The organism is uncultured Corynebacterium sp. (assembly GCF_946998835.1).
Lineage (GTDB): Bacteria > Actinomycetota > Actinomycetes > Mycobacteriales > Mycobacteriaceae > Corynebacterium.
In genome coordinates, this window is sequence record NZ_CAMQAZ010000008.1 from 21,274 (window position 1) to 38,839 (window position 17,566).

The 17,566-nt window shown below is 58.1% G+C and carries 13 protein-coding genes; 11 read left to right on the top strand and 2 right to left on the bottom strand.

Annotation, left to right across the window (positions count from 1 at the left end; all coding sequences use genetic code 11):
* The first annotated feature begins 6 nt into the window (after nt 1-6).
* A complete protein-coding gene (locus Q0U90_RS04260) occupies nt 7-2,268 on the top strand; it encodes a bifunctional (p)ppGpp synthetase/guanosine-3',5'-bis(diphosphate) 3'-pyrophosphohydrolase (RefSeq protein ID WP_297452041.1) in 2,262 nt (753 codons plus the stop codon).
* Between the two features lie 182 nt (nt 2,269-2,450).
* On the opposite strand, the gene Q0U90_RS04265 is transcribed toward Q0U90_RS04260, so the two are convergent.
* Complete coding sequence (locus Q0U90_RS04265) at nt 2,451-3,290, bottom strand: peptidylprolyl isomerase (protein WP_297452043.1); 840 nt, start codon at nt 3,288-3,290, stop codon at nt 2,451-2,453.
* A 311-nt stretch (nt 3,291-3,601) separates the two neighbouring features.
* Between Q0U90_RS04265 and Q0U90_RS04270 the strand changes: the two genes are divergently transcribed.
* Complete coding sequence (locus Q0U90_RS04270) at nt 3,602-4,273, top strand: MBL fold metallo-hydrolase (protein ID WP_297452045.1); 672 nt, start codon at nt 3,602-3,604, stop codon at nt 4,271-4,273.
* A 43-nt stretch (nt 4,274-4,316) separates the two neighbouring features.
* Complete coding sequence (gene hisS, locus Q0U90_RS04275; RefSeq protein ID WP_297452047.1) at nt 4,317-5,600, top strand: histidine--tRNA ligase; 1,284 nt, start codon at nt 4,317-4,319, stop codon at nt 5,598-5,600.
* Nucleotides 5,601-5,658: 58 nt separating this feature from the next.
* Here hisS and Q0U90_RS04280 read toward each other — a convergent pair whose 3' ends face one another.
* On the bottom strand, nt 5,659-6,546 hold the full coding sequence (locus Q0U90_RS04280) for a neutral zinc metallopeptidase (RefSeq protein WP_297452049.1): 888 nt from the start codon (nt 6,544-6,546) through the stop codon (nt 5,659-5,661).
* 173 nt (nt 6,547-6,719) lie between these two features.
* Between Q0U90_RS04280 and aspS the strand changes: the two genes are divergently transcribed.
* The 8 genes from aspS (at nt 6,720) to Q0U90_RS11620 (ending at nt 17,525) form a co-directional block, all read left to right on the top strand.
* Nucleotides 6,720-8,549 (top strand): aspartate--tRNA ligase, encoded by a 1,830-nt coding sequence (gene aspS, locus Q0U90_RS04285; protein WP_297452051.1) that lies wholly within the window; start codon nt 6,720-6,722, stop codon nt 8,547-8,549.
* Between the two features lie 37 nt (nt 8,550-8,586).
* Entirely contained in the window at nt 8,587-9,768 is a 1,182-nt protein-coding gene (locus Q0U90_RS04290) for a phosphotransferase (RefSeq protein ID WP_297452053.1), read from the top strand.
* A gap of 8 nt (nt 9,769-9,776) precedes the next feature.
* Nucleotides 9,777-11,243, top strand: coding sequence for a replication-associated recombination protein A (locus tag Q0U90_RS04295; protein ID WP_297452056.1), 1,467 nt, complete (start codon nt 9,777-9,779; stop codon nt 11,241-11,243).
* Nucleotides 11,244-11,369: 126 nt separating this feature from the next.
* On the top strand, nt 11,370-14,030 hold the full coding sequence (alaS, locus tag Q0U90_RS04300; RefSeq protein ID WP_297452057.1) for an alanine--tRNA ligase: 2,661 nt from the start codon (nt 11,370-11,372) through the stop codon (nt 14,028-14,030).
* Nucleotides 14,031-14,067: 37 nt separating this feature from the next.
* On the top strand, nt 14,068-14,571 hold the full coding sequence (gene ruvX, locus Q0U90_RS04305) for a Holliday junction resolvase RuvX (RefSeq protein ID WP_297452059.1): 504 nt from the start codon (nt 14,068-14,070) through the stop codon (nt 14,569-14,571).
* 259 nt (nt 14,572-14,830) lie between these two features.
* Entirely contained in the window at nt 14,831-16,057 is a 1,227-nt protein-coding gene (mltG, locus tag Q0U90_RS04310; protein WP_297452061.1) for an endolytic transglycosylase MltG, read from the top strand.
* Nucleotides 16,058-16,071: 14 nt separating this feature from the next.
* Nucleotides 16,072-16,887, top strand: a complete 816-nt coding sequence (locus Q0U90_RS04315; RefSeq protein WP_297452063.1) for a shikimate dehydrogenase — start codon at nt 16,072-16,074, stop codon at nt 16,885-16,887.
* Nucleotides 16,888-16,964: 77 nt separating this feature from the next.
* Nucleotides 16,965-17,525: a prepilin peptidase gene (locus Q0U90_RS11620; RefSeq protein ID WP_366516625.1), complete on the top strand. Its 561-nt coding sequence runs from the start codon at nt 16,965-16,967 to the stop codon at nt 17,523-17,525.
* The last annotated feature ends 41 nt before the right edge of the window (nt 17,526-17,566 follow it).

Here is a 17,566-nt window from a genome sequence, read left to right on the forward strand (position 1 = left end):
TGAGCGATGGCTGAAGGGCCCGCACGCCGATATGGTGCTCGACTAGCGCGAAGTCTTACGGGTAACAGGACAAAGACCCGACCAGTGCTCGATCCGCTGGTGGCGGTACATCGGCAGGTGCATCCGCGCGCAGACCTAGCGGTACTTCAGCGCGCCTACGATACGGCCGAGCGCCTTCACGAGGGCGTGTACCGAAAGTCAGGTGAGCCCTACATCACCCATCCGCTCGCAGTTGCCACCATCGCCGCCGAGATTGGCATGGACACGACCACACTAGTGGCGGCACTGCTGCACGACACGGTCGAGGACACCGATTACACGCTGGAAGAGCTGGAGAGCGACTTCGGGCCAGAAGTCGCGCGCCTTGTTGATGGCGTGACCAAGCTGGATAAAGTTGCGCTGGGCTCCGCCGCTGAGGCAGAGACCGTGCGCAAAATGATTATCGCGATGAGCCAGGATCCGCGAGTCCTGGTGATCAAAGTAGCTGACCGGCTGCACAATATGCGCACCATGCGCTTCCTGCCGCCCGAGAAGCAGGCGAAGAAGGCCCGCGAGACTCTCGAAGTGATTGCGCCGTTGGCGCACCGTTTGGGTATGGCCAGCGTGAAGTGGGAGTTAGAAGACCTCTCCTTTGCCATCTTGTACCCGAAGAAGTACGACGAAATCGTGCGCTTGGTTGCAGACCGCGCACCACAGCGCGACCGATACATCCAGGAAGTCTCCGAGATGATCCAGAAGGATCTGAAGGAGTCCCACATCGCCGCCGAAGTGCAGGGCAGGCCGAAGCACTACTGGTCGATTTATCAGAAGATGATTGTCCGCGGTCACGAGTTCGATGAGATTTTTGATCTGGTTGGACTGCGAGTTCTGGTGGACACAACGAAGGACTGCTACGCCGCCATGGGCGCAGTCCACTCACTGTTCAAGCCCATGCCAGGGCGGTTCAAGGACTATATTTCCTCGCCCCGTTTTGGTGTCTACCAGTCACTGCATACAACGGTGATTGGCCCTGGCGGCTCACCGCTGGAAGTGCAGATTCGCACCCACGAGATGCACTACAACGCCGAGTACGGCATTGCCGCGCACTGGCGTTATAAGGAAACGAAGGGTTCTCACAAGGGCGACTCCGCCGAAGTCGATCAGATGGCATGGATGCGTCAGCTTCTTGATTGGCAGCGAGAGGCCGCCGACCCCAACGAGTTCCTGGACTCTCTGCGCTACGATCTCTCAGTTACGGAGATCTTCGCTTTCACACCTAAGGGCGATGTCATCACTCTGCCGGCGGATTCCACTCCGGTGGACTTTGCCTATGCGGTTCACACGGAGGTTGGACACCGGTGTATTGGTGCCAAAGTCAACGGCAAGTTGGTGGCCTTGGAATCACCGCTGAAGACCGGCGACCGTGTTGAGATTTTCACTTCCAAGGATGCCCATTCCGGTCCGTCCAAGGACTGGGAGAAGTTCGTGAAAACCCCACGCGCGCGGGCGAAGATTCGTCAGTGGTTTGCCAAGGAACGCCGCGAGGAGGCACTCGATGCCGGTCGCGATGCGCTGGCTGCAGAAGTTCAGCGCGGCGGGCTGCCAATGCACCGACTGTTCACTCCGGCGTCAATCAAGCAAATTGCTTCCGAGCTGCACTATGCGGATGTCGACGCGCTCTACACCGCAATTGGTAAGGGACAGGTCTCTGCGCAGCACGTGACGCACCGCCTGATGGCACAATTCTCCAGCACGGACGATGCCGAAGAACAGCTGGTCGCACGCACTCCGATTTCAAAGATGAGTGTGCACAACACTCCTCGTCGTGCTGATAGCACCGGTGTGCTCGTAGAAGGCAGCGCGGATATGGCCGCGAAATTGGCCAAATGCTGTACACCAGTGCCTGGCGATGCCATCTTTGGCTTCGTCACCCGCGGCGGCGGGGTCAGTGTGCACCGGACGGACTGCACTAATGCGGAGAAACTGCATCAGGAACCCGAGCGCATTATCGAGGTTTCTTGGGCAACGGATTCCTCGGGTGCAGTCTTCATGGTCACGGTGCAAATCGAAGCACTTGACCGCCATGGTCTGCTCTCAGAGATTACTCGTGTGTTCTCCGACCAGAAGGTCTCGATTCTGTCGACGTCTTCGCATACCTCCGACGATCGCGTCGCTGTAATGCGGTTTAGCTTCGAGGTCTCGGACACTAAACAGATGGGCTATATCTTCAACATTTTGCGCGGTGTCGAGGGAGTCTTCGATGTCTACCGCATTACCTCTGGTCAGTAGTCGTTTTACGACGGGGGCAGTGTCACCAGTTACCTGGTTAGTCCTTTGGCCCCCTAAATCACGGTCCCGCCAATTGTGGCGCCGTCGATAAGTGGGACCGAACTAGGCGAGTAGTCACACCAACGCAAAAAGGGCCAGGGTACCCCCTGGCCCTTTTCCTAGTTGATTAGCTTCTCAATCAACTACTTGATTTCTGCCTTTTCAATACGAACTTCCTTGGCTGGCTTACCGTCAGAGGTACCGCCGCCCTCAATTCCGTTCTTGGCAATGTCTGCAACCGTCGTGGTGCCCTCGTCAGTCATGGAGCCGAGTACGGTGTACTGCGGGGGCAGCTGCGAATCCGCCCAATTGAGGAAGAACTGGCTACCGTTAGCATCCGGATCGTTCGGGTTTGCCATGGCAATGGAGCCCTTCGGGTACACGAGCGGGGTGTTCTGATCCAGGTCGGAGTCCTTGACAGGCCATTCGCCGGCGAACTTGAAGCCCGGGCCGCCGGTACCAGTGCCAGTTGGGTCACCACACTGCAAAACGTTCAGGCCACCACCGGTAATACGGTGACATACAGTGTCGTTGAAGTAGTTGGACTTGGCCATGTGCTCAATGGCATTGACACTGCAAGGGGAAATAGAGCGATCCAGTTCCATCGGAATATCACCCTGATTAGTCTTCAGCGTGATGGTGACAGTTCCGGTTGCGGGCACGTCGTCGGTGGTTGGCTTGTCAATATCCCTCGAAGCCTCGCCATCATCCGGGTAATCACACGTGACGGTGTGCGGAAGTGGTGCAGAACGCTTCATCGGAACCTTTTCACCGCTGACGGGAGTTGCCGTGAGAGCAGCCGGATCGACAGAAGTCGTCGATTCTTCAGCGGCCTCGTTGTCGTCAGCTCCACCGGCGGTGGTCAGGAGGTAGATGCCGCCGGCAATGAAGAGCAGAATTGCCAAGGTGGTTACGACAACGCCGAGTGGCTTTAGCTTTTCAGCACGCGCACGGCGCTTCAATTCGCGCTCGAGCGTCCGCATCGCATCTTTGCGCCTTTGCTCATTATTGGCCACTAGTCATTCTCCGTATCTCTTAGTCATCATTTGCTGGTGACGGAACATCAGCAGACAATCTTGCCCATCGATAGTGGCCGAAATAGAGGTGCGAGCCCAATCGGTCACTGTCGCGTACACAACCGACTATTATGCCCGGAATTGCTTCCCATTTGCGAGATGACAGGCCAGGTGCCATGTGGAAAGGGCTCTTGCCATGTGGGGAGGACTCTGACGAGTTTTCTTGGAATGCTCTTTTAGGCACCGTGGTATGTCGGCAATCGATACAATAGGGCGCCATGGAGATTTTTGGTTTCGCTGCTGGCCCTTTTCAGACCAACTGCTATGTGGCAACAGGCGCTCCCAAGATGGATGAGCTAGCCACCCCATGCGTCATTATTGACCCGGGCATGGGGGCACTCGAGGTAGTGCGCGCTGAGGTCGAAAAGCGCAATTGGAAGCCGGAGGCAATCCTGTTGACGCATGGTCATATCGACCACATCCGCGATGTCGCTGAGGCCGCTGACTTCTGGGATGTCCCCGTCTTCATTCACGAAAGCGATAATGTATTGCTGGCCAACCCGAAACTTGGCGGTTCCTCCTTCGGCCATCTATTTAATGTGGACGCTATGCAGGCTTACACCACGGCTGAATTCTTTGACGATAGCGAAGAAGTAAAGTGGGCAGGTTTGAAGTTCGAGGTTATTCATGCGCCCGGACACTCTCCGGGATGTGTGATGTTGCGCGCATCCGATGGGGAAGATGAGATTATTTTCAGTGGCGATGTCCTCTTCAAGGGCGCTATCGGTCGCGTTGATTTGCCGGGTAGCAGCCCGGAGCAGATGCAGCAGTCGCTGAGGAATAAGGTCCTCCCGCTGGCGGACAATCTAATGATCCTTCCGGGGCACGGCTCCGCATCGTCGATAGGCGAGGAGCGCGCGACCAACCCGTTCCTGCAAAATCTCGGCTGACCTGGCTGACACGTTGTAGGAGCCGGCAGGTAGAGTTAGCGGAGTGAACTCTAGCCAGAAGCCAAAGAAGTTAAAGCCATTTTCTGCGCCCAAGGGCGTGCCGGATTATGTCCCGCCGGTCTCCCGCGAATTTGAGGCGGTGCGGAACTCCTTCCAGCACCGTGCGCGGCTTGCGGGCTATGAGCACATTGAGTTGCCAATCTTCGAGGAAACTGGTCTTTTTGCACGCGGTGTAGGCGAATCGACGGACGTCGTCACTAAGGAGATGTATACGTTCGCCGATCGCGGCGATCGTTCTGTCACCCTGCGTCCGGAGGGTACCGCCGGCGTAATGCGCGCCGTCATCGAGCACAATCTCGATCGCGGCCAGCTGCCGGTCAAGCTGTCGTATGCTGGGCCTTTCTTTCGCTACGAGCGCCCGCAGGCAGGCCGTTACCGTCAGCTGCAGCAGGTCGGTGTCGAGGCAATCGGCGTTGATGATCCAGCACTCGATGCCGAGGTCATCGCGCTTGCCGACGCATGTTTCCGCGGCATCGGCCTGGAGGGATTCCGTCTTGAGTTGACCAGTCTCGGTGACAATACCTGTCGTCCGGAATACCGAGCGAAGCTCCAGGAATTCCTATTTGACCTGCCGCTGGATGAGGAAACACGCCACCGGGCAGACATTAACCCGCTGCGTGTCCTCGATGATAAGCGACCGGAAATGCAGGACATGCTTGCCGACGCGCCGCTGATGCTCGACCACCTTTCCGACAGCGCTCGCAGCCACTTTGAATCAGTCACTGGCCTGTTGGATGACATGAAGGTGCCGTATGTGATTAATCCGCGCATGGTGCGTGGTTTGGATTACTACACCAAGACGTGCTTTGAGTTTGTACACGACGGTCTTGGTGCCCAGTCGGGAATCGGCGGCGGTGGTCGATACGACGGTCTAATGGCTCAGCTCGGTGGCCAGGAGCTATCCGGTATTGGTTTCGGCTTGGGTGTGGATCGCGCCCTGCTCGCGCTGGAGGCCGAGGGCAAGCAGGCCAGCGATGGTCGCCGTGTCGATGTCTATGGTGTTGCGCTCGGCGAAGAGGCCGCTCACGCCTTGGCGGTGCAGATTAATAAGCTGCGCCACGCCGGTATCCGCGCTGACATGTCCTACGGCGGCCGCGGCCTGAAGGGCGCGATGAAGGGCGCCGATCGTGCTGGTGCTCGATTTGCACTGGTTCTCGGTGAGTCGGAGCTGGCCGCAGGCGAGGTCCAGCTGAAGAATCTGGAGTCCCACGAGCAGCACGCAGTAGCACTTGATGCGCTGGTGCAGGAATTGCAGTCGCGTATCTAAGCAGTTGCACATCTACTAGGCGTGTAGCTTTTAGACGTGCGGCTGCTGAGTGAAGGGGTTAGCGGTAGACGCCGCGGCCAAGGGTGTCGCACTGTGACATCTTCCCGGACTTGTAGCCGGTTAGGAATGCCTTCGTACGCTGCTCGGCCGAACCATGGGTCCAGGAATCCGGCTGGACCCCGCCGCCGGAATGTTGCTGGATGGTGTCATCACCAATGGCCTTCGTAGTTTTCAGGGCATCGGCGACCTGTTCGTCGGAAAGCGGCTCGAGGATGGCGTCCGGCCCCTTGTCTGCGTAGTAAGCCCAGATACCCGCGTAGCAGTCGGCCTGCAGCTCAATCTTCACGGCATCGGATTCGGGGCCCGGCTCGTTATAGTTACTGCGGCCGAGCGTGCCCTCCAACTTTTGGATATGGTGGCCGAATTCGTGCGCCACGACATACTCCTGTGCCAGCGGACCGTTGCCTCCGCCCATACGCTCCAGCGTGCTAAAGAACTCTGTGTCGAAGTACGCCGTTTGGTCGGCGGGGCAGTAGAAGGGGCCGGTAGACGATGATGCCGCACCACACCCCGAACGAGTAGATCCTTCAAAGAGAACTAGCCCCGGGTTCGTGTACTTGATGCCCGCCTGTGCGGGAAGCTGCTCCTCCCAAACTCGGTCGACGGAAATACCGGTGAATTCCATACGGCAGTCGATACGATTGTTGGCATCCTCGCCTGTCTTACAGGGATCTTCACCAGGGGATTGCTGCGCTGTCTGGGAAGACTGGTTGCCCTGTGTGCCAGTCAACTGGTCGAGCTGCCCCGGATCGCCGCCGAGAAGTAAATACAAGCCAATGAGTACAAGGCCGCCGATACCACCGCCACCTATAGCAACAGCACGGCCACCGCCCGAGCGTCGTTCGGCCCGTGCCGAGCTCTTTTGGAAATCATTCCGGAAGGTCATAGGACTAAGACTATGGCATAAGCTACAAAAAGCGGATTATTGAAGGCCGGCAGAAACCAATTAAAGCGGGGTCTTCTTCTCACGTTTATGGCTTCAAGGTAGACTACACGGACGAAACCGCTCTCTTGAAGCGTTAATCCCAATAGCACCAATTTTGGAAGGACCAATTCGCAGTGCTTCGTACGCATCTTGCCGGAGACCTCCGCGCTGACCTCGCCGGCAGCACAGTAACCCTGACCGGTTGGGTTGGACGCCGCCGCGACCATGGTGGCGTGATTTTCATTGACATGCGTGACCGCTCTGGTTACGCCCAGGTTGTGTTCCGCAATAGCGAAGTTGCTGAGCGCGCACACCACCTGCGCAGCGAGTACTGCATTCAGGTCACCGGTGTCGTGGAGAAGCGCCCGGAGGGTTCCGAGAACCCGAACCTGGCTTCTGGTGAGATTGAGGTCAACGTCACGGAGCTGACCATCCTCAACGAGTCGGCAGCGCTGCCGTTCCAGCTCGAGGATGTCGGAACTTCCGGCACGGTTGGCGAAGAAGCACGTCTGAAGTACCGCTACCTGGACCTGCGTCGCGAAGGCCCGGCCAAGATTATGCGTCTGCGTGCCGCTGTCAACCGCGCGGCACGTAAGGTGCTGGACAGCCACGACTTCACTGAGATTGAAACCCCGACGCTGACTCGTTCCACCCCGGAGGGTGCTCGTGACTTCGTGGTGCCAGCTCGTCTGAAGCCGGGTACCTTCTACGCTCTGCCGCAGTCCCCGCAGCTATTCAAGCAGTTGCTGATGGTCGCGGGCATGGAACGCTACTACCAGATTGCTCGTTGCTACCGCGATGAGGACTTCCGTGCTGACCGCCAGCCGGAGTTCACTCAGCTCGACGTCGAGATGAGCTTTGCAGAGCAGGACGATGTCATTGCACTGGCGGAAGAAATCCTGGTCGCTATCTTTGCAGAGGCCGGTGTTACCGTTCAGACGCCGATTCCGCGCATGACCTTCAAGGAGGCCATGGAGAAGTACGGATCGGATAAGCCGGATTTGCGCTTCGACATCCCGCTGGTGGAGTGCACCGAGTTCTTTAAGGACACCACTTTCCGGGTCTTCCAGAACGACTACGTCGGCGCAGTTGTGATGGACGGTGGCGCATCGCAGCCTCGTCGTCAGCTGGATGCGTGGCAGGATTGGGCCCGCCAGCGCGGTGCCAAGGGCCTGGCTTACATCCTCGTCGGCGAAGATGGCTCCCTGGGCGGTCCGGTTGCCAAGAACATCACTGACGCAGAGCGCGAAGGTATTGCGGAACACGTCGGTGCCAAGCCGGGCGACTGCATCTTCTTCGCAGCAGGTGACGCAAAGAGCTCCCGCGCGCTGCTCGGTGCCGCTCGTGGTGAGATTGCCAAGAAGCTCGGCCTGATTAAGGACGGCGACTGGGCATTCACCTGGGTCGTCGATGCACCACTGTTCGAGCCGGCTGCGGATGCCACCGCTTCCGGCGATGTGGCTTTGGGCCACTCCCAGTGGACCGCCGTCCACCACGCCTTCACCTCACCGAAGCCGGAGCACATGGATACCTTCGACAAGGATCCGGGTAACGCACTGGCATACGCCTACGACATTGTCTGCAACGGCAACGAAATTGGCGGCGGCTCCATTCGTATCCACCGTCCGGATGTTCAGAAGCGGGTCTTCGACGTCATGGGCATCGGTGAGGAAGAGGCACAGGAGCAGTTCGGCTTCCTGCTGGATGCCTTCCAGTACGGTGCCCCGCCGCACGGTGGTATCGCATTCGGTTGGGACCGTATCGTGTCCCTGCTGGCCGGCGTTGACTCCATTCGCGAAGTTATTGCCTTCCCGAAGTCCGGTGGCGGTGTCGACCCGTTGACCGACGCTCCTACTCCGATTACCGCCCAACAGCGCAAGGAGACCGGCATCGATTTCAAGCCGAAGCAGAAGCAGAAGGCCGATAACAGCAAGGCAGCGGCAGGCGCCGGCGAGGACAAGTAAACGCTTGACTGTAACTGGCTCATTGAAAGGGCATTCAATGGAGTACTCGGACGACGCTGCAGCAGAAGTTGACAGCGTAGTAAAAGACGCGGAGGCACTGCTTTCCGCCCGGTTCGGCGGCACCCCGATGTTGTCGGATCCAGAAGTACTCTCGGGTCAGTCCAACGCACTTGTTGTCCGCGTCCGGGTCGCGTCGAACCCGTTTATGCAGGAACGCACGGTCGTCGTAAAGCAAATTCCCGTAACTACAGACGATGTCGATCCTGCTGTACTACGGGAAGTCGTGGCGTACCAATTCATCAATACGCTGCCTGACGACGTCCGTCCGGGGCCTCAGCTCCTTGCTTACGATGTTTCCAAGCAACTGCTGGTTCTGAGCGATGTCGGTGTTGTGGAGACGCTTGCGGACGTTCTGATTCGCGGTGACGAAGAACGTCGTTTGCGGGCATTCCGCAGCCTCGGCGCGTCACTTGGGCGAATGCACATTCACACGCATACTCGCGAAGATGGGTTTGAGACTCTGCGTCGCCGTCTGTGGTCGAAAAACAAGGTCGATCGCGAGGCACTAGAGGCTCGTGATCACGGCATTGTGTCGGCGATTCGCTTTGGCATGCGGGCGATTGAGGGTTCGGGGATTCCCGTTTCCGATGCCGTGCGCTCCTTCGGCGATGACGCTGCCCGCCGTATTGAAAAGGGCACGCACCGGGCATTCACACCTTTTGATCTTGCCCCGGACAATATTCTCCTGGCGGACAAGGTCCAGTTCCTCGACTACGAATGGGCTGGTTACCGCGATGTCATATTCGATGTGGCCAGTGTGGTTGCAGGCTTCCCGCTGCATGTTTTCGTCGAGAGGCCATCGGAGGAAGAGGTCGACGTCTTTGTCCGCGCGTGGATGGAGGAGATTCGCGACCACTGGTATCGCGGCGTTAATGACCGCCGGATGATGGCTTTCATCGCGGCGGCTTTGCTCGGATGGCTTTTCATCTCCGCTACGGTCTCGTTCTTCGGTTCACCGAAGGCGGCCCTGTGGGTGGGTCATGAGGGACGGACAGACCTGAACCCAGAAGTGGGAGGTTCAGCGCTGGAAAAGCGAGACATGGCCAACACTGCCCGCGCCATCGCACAGTTCGCGCATAAGTGTGAGGATGATCGCGCCGCCGAATTGGAGAAGTTCGCGCACGCAGTCATCGAGTTCTTAGAGGAAGAGGAAGGCTAGGGTACACAGTGGCGGATCCGAACCAGCTGCCGACAGGCGATGCAGACGGCTCCGCCGATGCCATGCCAGGGCTTTTCGACGAGCCTTCGGTCGCACGCCCCACGGAGGCGAAGACGACTGGTCGAGGTGCGGGCTCAAGCAGCAGCGGTGCAAACTCTGATGCCAAAGCCTACTTTCATCCAGGTGCGCACGCACCGTTGGCGGTACGCATGCGACCGCGCAACCTTGATGAAGTCGTCGGTCAAGACCACCTGCTAGCACCTGGAGCACCGTTGCGCCGTCTGGTTGAGGGCGGCGGTGACACCTCCGTGATTTTGTTTGGGCCTCCGGGGACGGGCAAAACCACTCTTGCCAGTTTGATTTCCGCTGCGACCGGCCGACATTTTGAAGCGCTTTCCGCACTCAATGCTGGAGTGAAGGAAGTGCGCGCGGTTATCGACACTGCTCGTCGCACGCTCGTCAACGAAGGTATTCAAACTGTGCTCTTCATTGACGAGGTGCACCGCTTTTCCAAAACGCAACAGGATGCCTTGCTGGGTGCCGTGGAAAACCGCATTGTCCTACTCGTTGCGGCAACCACCGAGAACCCCTCGTTCTCAGTGGTGTCCCCGCTACTCAGCCGGTCACTTCTGTTGCAATTGCAGCCACTGGATGACGATGCCGTCGGCACGCTCATTGATCGAGCGCTTACTGATGAGCGGGGGCTGGGTGGTCGCGTCAGCATGACAGACGATGCCCGAAAGCAACTTATTGCGCTGGCAGCTGGTGATGCCCGACGTTCACTTACCTATCTGGAGGCCGCCGCAGAGGCCGTGGCAGACGGCGAGCAGATTACCGCGGAATCGCTTGCCAATTCGATTAACCGGGCAGTAGTTCGCTATGACCGCGATGGGGACCAGCATTACGACGTCACCAGCGCGTTTATTAAGTCCGTGCGTGGATCTGATGTCGATGCTGCCCTGCATTACTTGGCGCGGATGATTGAAGGTGGGGAAGACCCTCGGTTTATTGCTCGCCGTATCGTCATCCTGGCCAGCGAAGACATTGGCATGGCAGACCCGACAGCCCTGCAAACTGCCGTCGCCGCGGCGCAGGCGGTTGCATTAATTGGTATGCCGGAAGCCCGCCTGACGTTGGCACAGGCAACTATTCACCTGGCCACAGCACCGAAATCCAATTCGGTCATAAACGCGATTGATGCGGCGCTGAAGGACGTTCGTGCCGGAAAAACCGGGCCAGTTCCTCCGCATTTGCGCGACGGACATTACAGCGGGGCCAAGGACCTCGGCCACGCGGTGGACTATATCTACCCGCACAATGATCCGATAGGCGTTGTTGCTCAGCAGTATCCGCCAGATCAATTGGTGGGCACTGATTACTTTGTCCCGTCGAACCATGGCCGAGAAAATGGGATGGCGGAGTACCTAGGACGTATTCGCCGGATTGTCAGAGGCATCCGTCGGAAGTCGAAGTAGGCGGGCTCGACGGTTTCACGTGTCGTCGATGGGGTGGTTTTAAAGTTGCCCGAACCTAGCGGGTAGACTGCTAGTTTTGTATTAAACATCTCGGACGCTCGACGTGAAACGAGGAAGTAGAACACCGTGCAGACTCATGAAATTCGAAATCGCTTTATCCAGCATTTCGTGAAGGCGGGACACACCGAGGTCCCCAGTGCCTCCCTGGTTTTGGATGACCCGAACCTCCTGTTCGTCAACGCAGGCATGGTGCCGTTCAAGCCCTACTTCCTCGGCAATGAGACTCCGGAGTTCTCAACCGCGACCTCTATCCAGAAGTGTGTGCGCACGCTGGATATTGAAGAGGTGGGTATCACCACTCGCCACAACACTTTCTTCCAGATGGCGGGTAACTTCTCGTTCGGAGATTACTTCAAGGAAGGTGCCATCACTCACGCATGGAGCCTTCTGACCGGAGCTGTTGAGGACGGCGGATTTGGCATCCCGGCTGAGAAGCTGTGGGTAACAGTCTTCCTCGATGACGACGAAGCCCACGACATCTGGCACAAAAAGGTCGGTGTGCCAGAAGAGCGTATTCAGCGCCGAGGTATGGCGGACAACTACTGGTCCATGGGCGTTCCAGGCCCGTGCGGTCCCTGCTCGGAAATCTTCTACGACCGTGGCCCAGAGTACGGTGCCGATGGTGGCCCAGAGGCTGACGAGGATCGTTACATCGAGATTTGGAACCTCGTGTTCATGCAGAACGAGCGTGGCGAGGGCACGGGCAAGGACGCTTTCGAGATTCTCGGCCCACTGCCGAAAAAGAACATCGATACCGGCATGGGCATCGAGCGCGTTGCGTTCCTGCTGCAGGGTGTCGACAACGTTTACGAAACTGACCTACTGCGTCCGGTTATCGACGAGGCCGAGAAGCTCACCGGCTCGAAATACAGCTCGAATCATCAGGACGATATCCGCTTCCGCGTCATCGCTGATCACAGCCGCACTGGCTTGATGCTGATGCTCGACGGTGTCACCCCGTCGAACTCCGATCGTGGCTATATTCTGCGTCGCCTGCTGCGTCGTATCATCCGCTCTGCGCGCCTTCTTGGGGCTAACGGTCCGGTATTGGAAAAGCTGATTGGTGTCGCTGCCGAGACCATGACTCCGTCCTACCCGGAGATTGCCGAGAGCTGGAACCGCATTCGCCGCGTAGCTGTCGCCGAAGAGAAGACCTTCACCAAGACCCTGTCGGCCGGTGAAGAGCTGTTTGAGCGCGCTGCCTCCAAGGCCAAGGCGGAGGGCAAGACTGTCCTGTCCGGTCACGATGCCTTCACCTTGCATGACACGCATGGTTTCCCAATCGATCTGACCATCGAAATGGCCGAAGAAGCTGGCCTGACCATCGACCGCGATGAATTCGACCGCGAGATGGCAGAGCAAAAGGCCCGTGCAAAGGCCGACAGCCAGGCCAAGAAGCAGTCGCACACTGACCTGCACGTCTACCGCGAGTTCATCGACGAGCACCCGACGTCTTTCACCGGCTACGATCGGCTTGCCGACGAGTCCACGATTCTCGGTATCATCGCCGATGGTCAGAAGCAGGCTTTTGCCGCTGAGGGCGACGAGATTGAGGTCATTCTCGACCGCACGCCACTTTACGCCGAGGCCGGAGGCCAGCTGGCTGATCGCGGTCGCATCGTGACTGATTCCGGCGCCGTGGTTCACATTAACGATGTCCAGAAGGTGGGCAAGAAGCTGTGGCTGCACAAGGGCATCGTCACTGCCGGTGAATTCACCCCGGGTGTTTCCGCTGAAGCATTGGTTGATGAACAGTGGCGACACGGTGCTCGCCAGGCACACACTGCAACTCACCTGATTCACGGTGCTCTGCGCCAGGTCTTGGGCGATACTGCAACCCAGGCTGGTTCTATGAATAAGCCGGGCTACCTCCGTTTCGACTTCAAGTACGGCGAGCAGCTCACTGCGGAGCAGCTCCGCGAGATTGAGCAGATTACCAACGAGGCTATTGATAACGACTGGGCTGTCAATACCGCCGAGATGCCGCTGGAAGAAGCAAAGGCCTCCGGAGCGATGGCACTGTTCAACGAGAACTATGGTGACATTGTCCGCGTCGTGGAGATTGGTGGACCGTTCTCCATTGAGCTCTGTGGCGGTACCCACGTCTCGCACTCATCGCAGATTGGCCCGGTAGCGGTATTGGGTGAGTCCTCGGTCGGCTCCGGCGTACGTCGTATTGAGGCTTACTCGGGTATTGATTCCTTCCGGTACCTATCCACTGAGCGTCTCCTGGCGGAGCGGTTGGCCACTGAATTCAAGGCTCCGTCTGCCGAGCTGCCAGATCGCATCGCGGCACTAGCTGAGAAGCTAAAGGCTGCGGAGAAGCAGCTCGCTGATTTCAAGGCGGGGCAACTGCTGGCTAATGCGGCTTCCCACCTCGAGTCCGCTCGGACTGTCGGTGATGTCACATACCTCGGGCTCCAGCTGCCTGAAGGCACCGAGATGAAGGACATCCGTTCGCTTGCAAACGACCTGTCGAAGCGTCTTGCAGATCGTCCGAGCGTCATTGCTCTGATCTCCAGCGCAGGAGGCAAGGTCCCGTTCGTAGTCGCTGTTTCCGACGAAGCTGTCGATCGCGGTATCAAGGCGGGTGACCTGGTTAAGCTGATGGGCGCCAAGGTCGGCGGCAAGGGCGGCGGTAAGCCGGCAATGGCACAGGGCTCCGGTTCTGATGCCGCAGGTATTGATGCCGCGTTGGCTGCGGTCGAGGCCGAGCTGTCTAAGTAGCTGAAAAGTGGCTGTCCTATCGGGAGAACGATAAAACATGGCTAAGCCCCGTATTGATGTCCCCGGACAGGATGATCCCGGACGGGGGCGACGGCTTGGAATCGACGTTGGCGATGTCCGCGTTGGGGTAGCGGTCTCTGACCCTGACTGTATTCTCGCGACACCGGTTGAGACGGTGGCGCGAGCAACCGGCCGCAAGGATCCGGACGGCCCTGACATCGATCGACTCGTAGAGTTGGCCACTGAGTTGGAGGTCGTAGAAATTGTCGTCGGCATGCCGCTGATGCTTGACGGCTCGTTCGGTACGTCTGCACGTAAGGCCACTGACGTGGGGTTTCGATTGAAGCGTCGGCTTGGTGACCGCGTCGCCGTGCACTATGCAGATGAGCGTATGACGACAGTGATGGCACAGTCGCGGCTGCATGCAGCTGGCATTGACGTCAAGTCGGGGCGTCAGATCATCGACCAGGCCGCTGCAGTAGAAATTCTGCAGTCCTGGTTGGATCAGCGTTCGAAGTTATTGGCCGATAATACCGACTAGGGGGCACACAAAAGTTACCAAAAGGTGACAATTCCCCCTGCTTTGCGCAATTATTAAGTGTGTAATGCCTAAGCACGCCGGGTCGTGCCCGGAATTATGAAGAACTTAAAATGGTGAATCACATCTGGATTGCAGCGCGGCTTTACGACGGAATCGTATAAGCCTTGTTGCGCCAGTTGTCGTTTGATGCGTGTCGTACCTAGTTTTTTCGACTCGAACTGATACCGATGAAAGTGATTCACGTTCGAGGAGATTATTGATGAGTAAAGACGCGCAGACCGCGCGCCGCACTGACAGCAGCGTTGCCAATCGGAACCGCTCCGGTGCTCGTAGCGGTGGGGCAAAGCCTCGGGTTCGTCACCGTCAAACGGCAGTGGCAATCAATGTGACTTCAGTCCTGTTGTGCGTGTTAGTCCTTGGAGTAATCGGCATCGTGTGGAACCGTGGTGGCATTGTCGACGACTACGATGGCAAGGCTCATGGGTCAATAACTATTGTCGAGGTCGCCGAGGGCACGTCTCTCACCGACTTGTCCAACCATCTCGTCGATAGCGGGGTCGTTAAGTCTTCTCGGGCATTTATTCAGGCTGCGAATGCAAACTCTCATTCCAACGAGTTGCAGCCAGGTTTCTATAGGCTCCATCAGCGTATGAGCGCCGACGAGACCGTAGATGCGCTTCTGGATGTTGAGAATCAGGTCGGTACGGTTGACATTCCGACTGGTGCCCGCTTTGCCGACACCCGCATCGTTTCGTCCTCTGACGTGCGCAAGGGCATCTTCACTCTTATTTCCGAGGCCACCTGTATCGAAGATAATCACTGCGTATCCAAGGCTGATCTTGAGCGGGCCGCGGGTGAGACTGATTTGAATACACTCGGTGTCCCAGATTGGGCACAGGATGCCGTGGCAGCTCGTGGCAACGATCCCCGTCGTCTCGAGGGACTGATTACCCCGGGTATTCACCACTTCGACCCGCAGCTGACGGCAGAAGAAATGCTGGCCAAGCTGGTCAAGGAATCGGTGAAGAACTACGAGGACACCGGTCTCACGGCTTCCGCAGATTTGGTCGGTCTGTCTCCCTACGAGCTGATTACCGCGGCTTCGCTGATTCAGATGGAATCTCCAGACGGTGACTTCGACAAGGTGGCTCGCGTGATTCTTAACCGTTTGGATGAGCCGATGCAGCTGCAGTTCGACTCGACCGTCAACTACGACCTACCGGACCAGGAAATTGCGACGACGGATGAGGACCGCGCACGTAAGACCCCGTGGAATACCTACGCGAAGGATGGACTCCCGGAGACCCCAATCGCTTCGCCATCCATCGAGGCAATTCAAGCAATGGAAAATCCTGCCGATGGCACCTGGCTGTACTTCGTCACTGTTGATAAGGAAGGCAACACCGTCTTCAGCACGACCTTCGAAGAGCACGAGGCCGCTATTGAAGAGTCGCGTCTCAACGGCGTGCTTGATTCCAACCGCTAAGGGGTAGAGCTCCCATGTCCATCACTCATCGTGCAGCTGTGCTCGGAGACCCCATCGAGCATTCGTATTCACCGGCGATTCACAACGCTGCCTATCGTGCTGCGGGTATGGATGACTGGCATTACGACCGCATTCGTTGCAACGCCGAAGAGCTTGCCGACGTCGTGGGGAACGCAGACACCAGCTTTCAGGGGTTCTCTGTCACGATGCCGGGCAAGTTTGCTGCACTGGACTTTGCCGATGAAGCCAGTGACCGCGCACGCCTAATCGGCTCAGCTAACACTTTGGTCCGTCGCGGTTCGGGGTGGTTTGCCGATAACACTGACGGCGATGGTGTGTTGGGGGCTTTGCGCGAGATTGACTGCACGAGTGCACCACGTGGCCGAGCCATTGTTGTTGGTGCTGGAGGTACGGCTCGACCGGCGCTCTGGGCGCTGTCTCAGCTAGGCGTGAATCATGTGACCGTCGTCGCGCGTTCGGAGCGTGCATTCGATATCGAACCGCTTGCTGCCGCGCTGGGCATCGAATTTGCTTGGGTGACTTTCGACGTTCCGAATCTGGCGGATATTGCGGGCAATGCCGATGTGTTGGTCTCCACGGTGCCGTCAACCGCAGTTGAATCGGTTACAGGTTACCTAGCTCGGGCCCCGAAGATTCTCGACGTCATTTACGATCCTTGGCCGACACCTCTGGTGAAGGCAGCGCAACGTCGTGGAGCAGAGGCGGTAGGCGGCCTTTCTATGCTGCTACATCAAGCGGTTGGACAGTTTGAACAGTTCACCGGGCGCACTCCGGATGTCGAAGCGATGCGTGCGGCACTGCCGAACTAGCCGACACCGGCTACAATTCCGGTTCTATGGGGTGGGGAATAACTGAGTTAGTGCTGTCTCGAAGTGGACAGCACCCAATGGACCCGGTCAGCCTGGACCGGGTTTTCTTTTTACTATGTGTGCCGATTGCACTCAGCTGGGGCGGCATTGGCTGTTGGTTCGATCTTACGCAGCGGCGGCTGCCGAACTGGTGGTTGTTAGGGGGAGCGGTAGGCCTGGCCATGGGTTTCGGGGTGGCGCTCCTACGAGCCGCCGCGACGAGTGGCGACCCCGCCACCGTAGTTAGTTCTGTGGGAGCAGGTGCTGGACTCTGGTTTGGGGCCTACTTACTGGCATTCTTGCTGGTTCCGCGGTCCATAGGGGCAGGAGACGTAAAGCTCGCAGCTATCCTCGGTGGCGGTGTCGGTATGGCTGCAGGGGATGCTGTGGCCGCAGCAGTTTTCATTGGGGCTGCAATCGTGCTGGCCGCAGTTCTAACTCTCCTCATAGCCGGATTTATCGCGGGGAGGAGGAATCACGGCAATCGTCGTAAAACGATAATGACGTCGATATCTGACAGCGTCCCGCATGGGCCCGCGATGCTTTTAGCAGCGGGCATCGTATGTGGCTTTAGTGGGGGTTGGGCAAGCGGTGTGTGAAGGGGGCCGACCAGGTGCGACGAAATGCGCAACATTTGAAT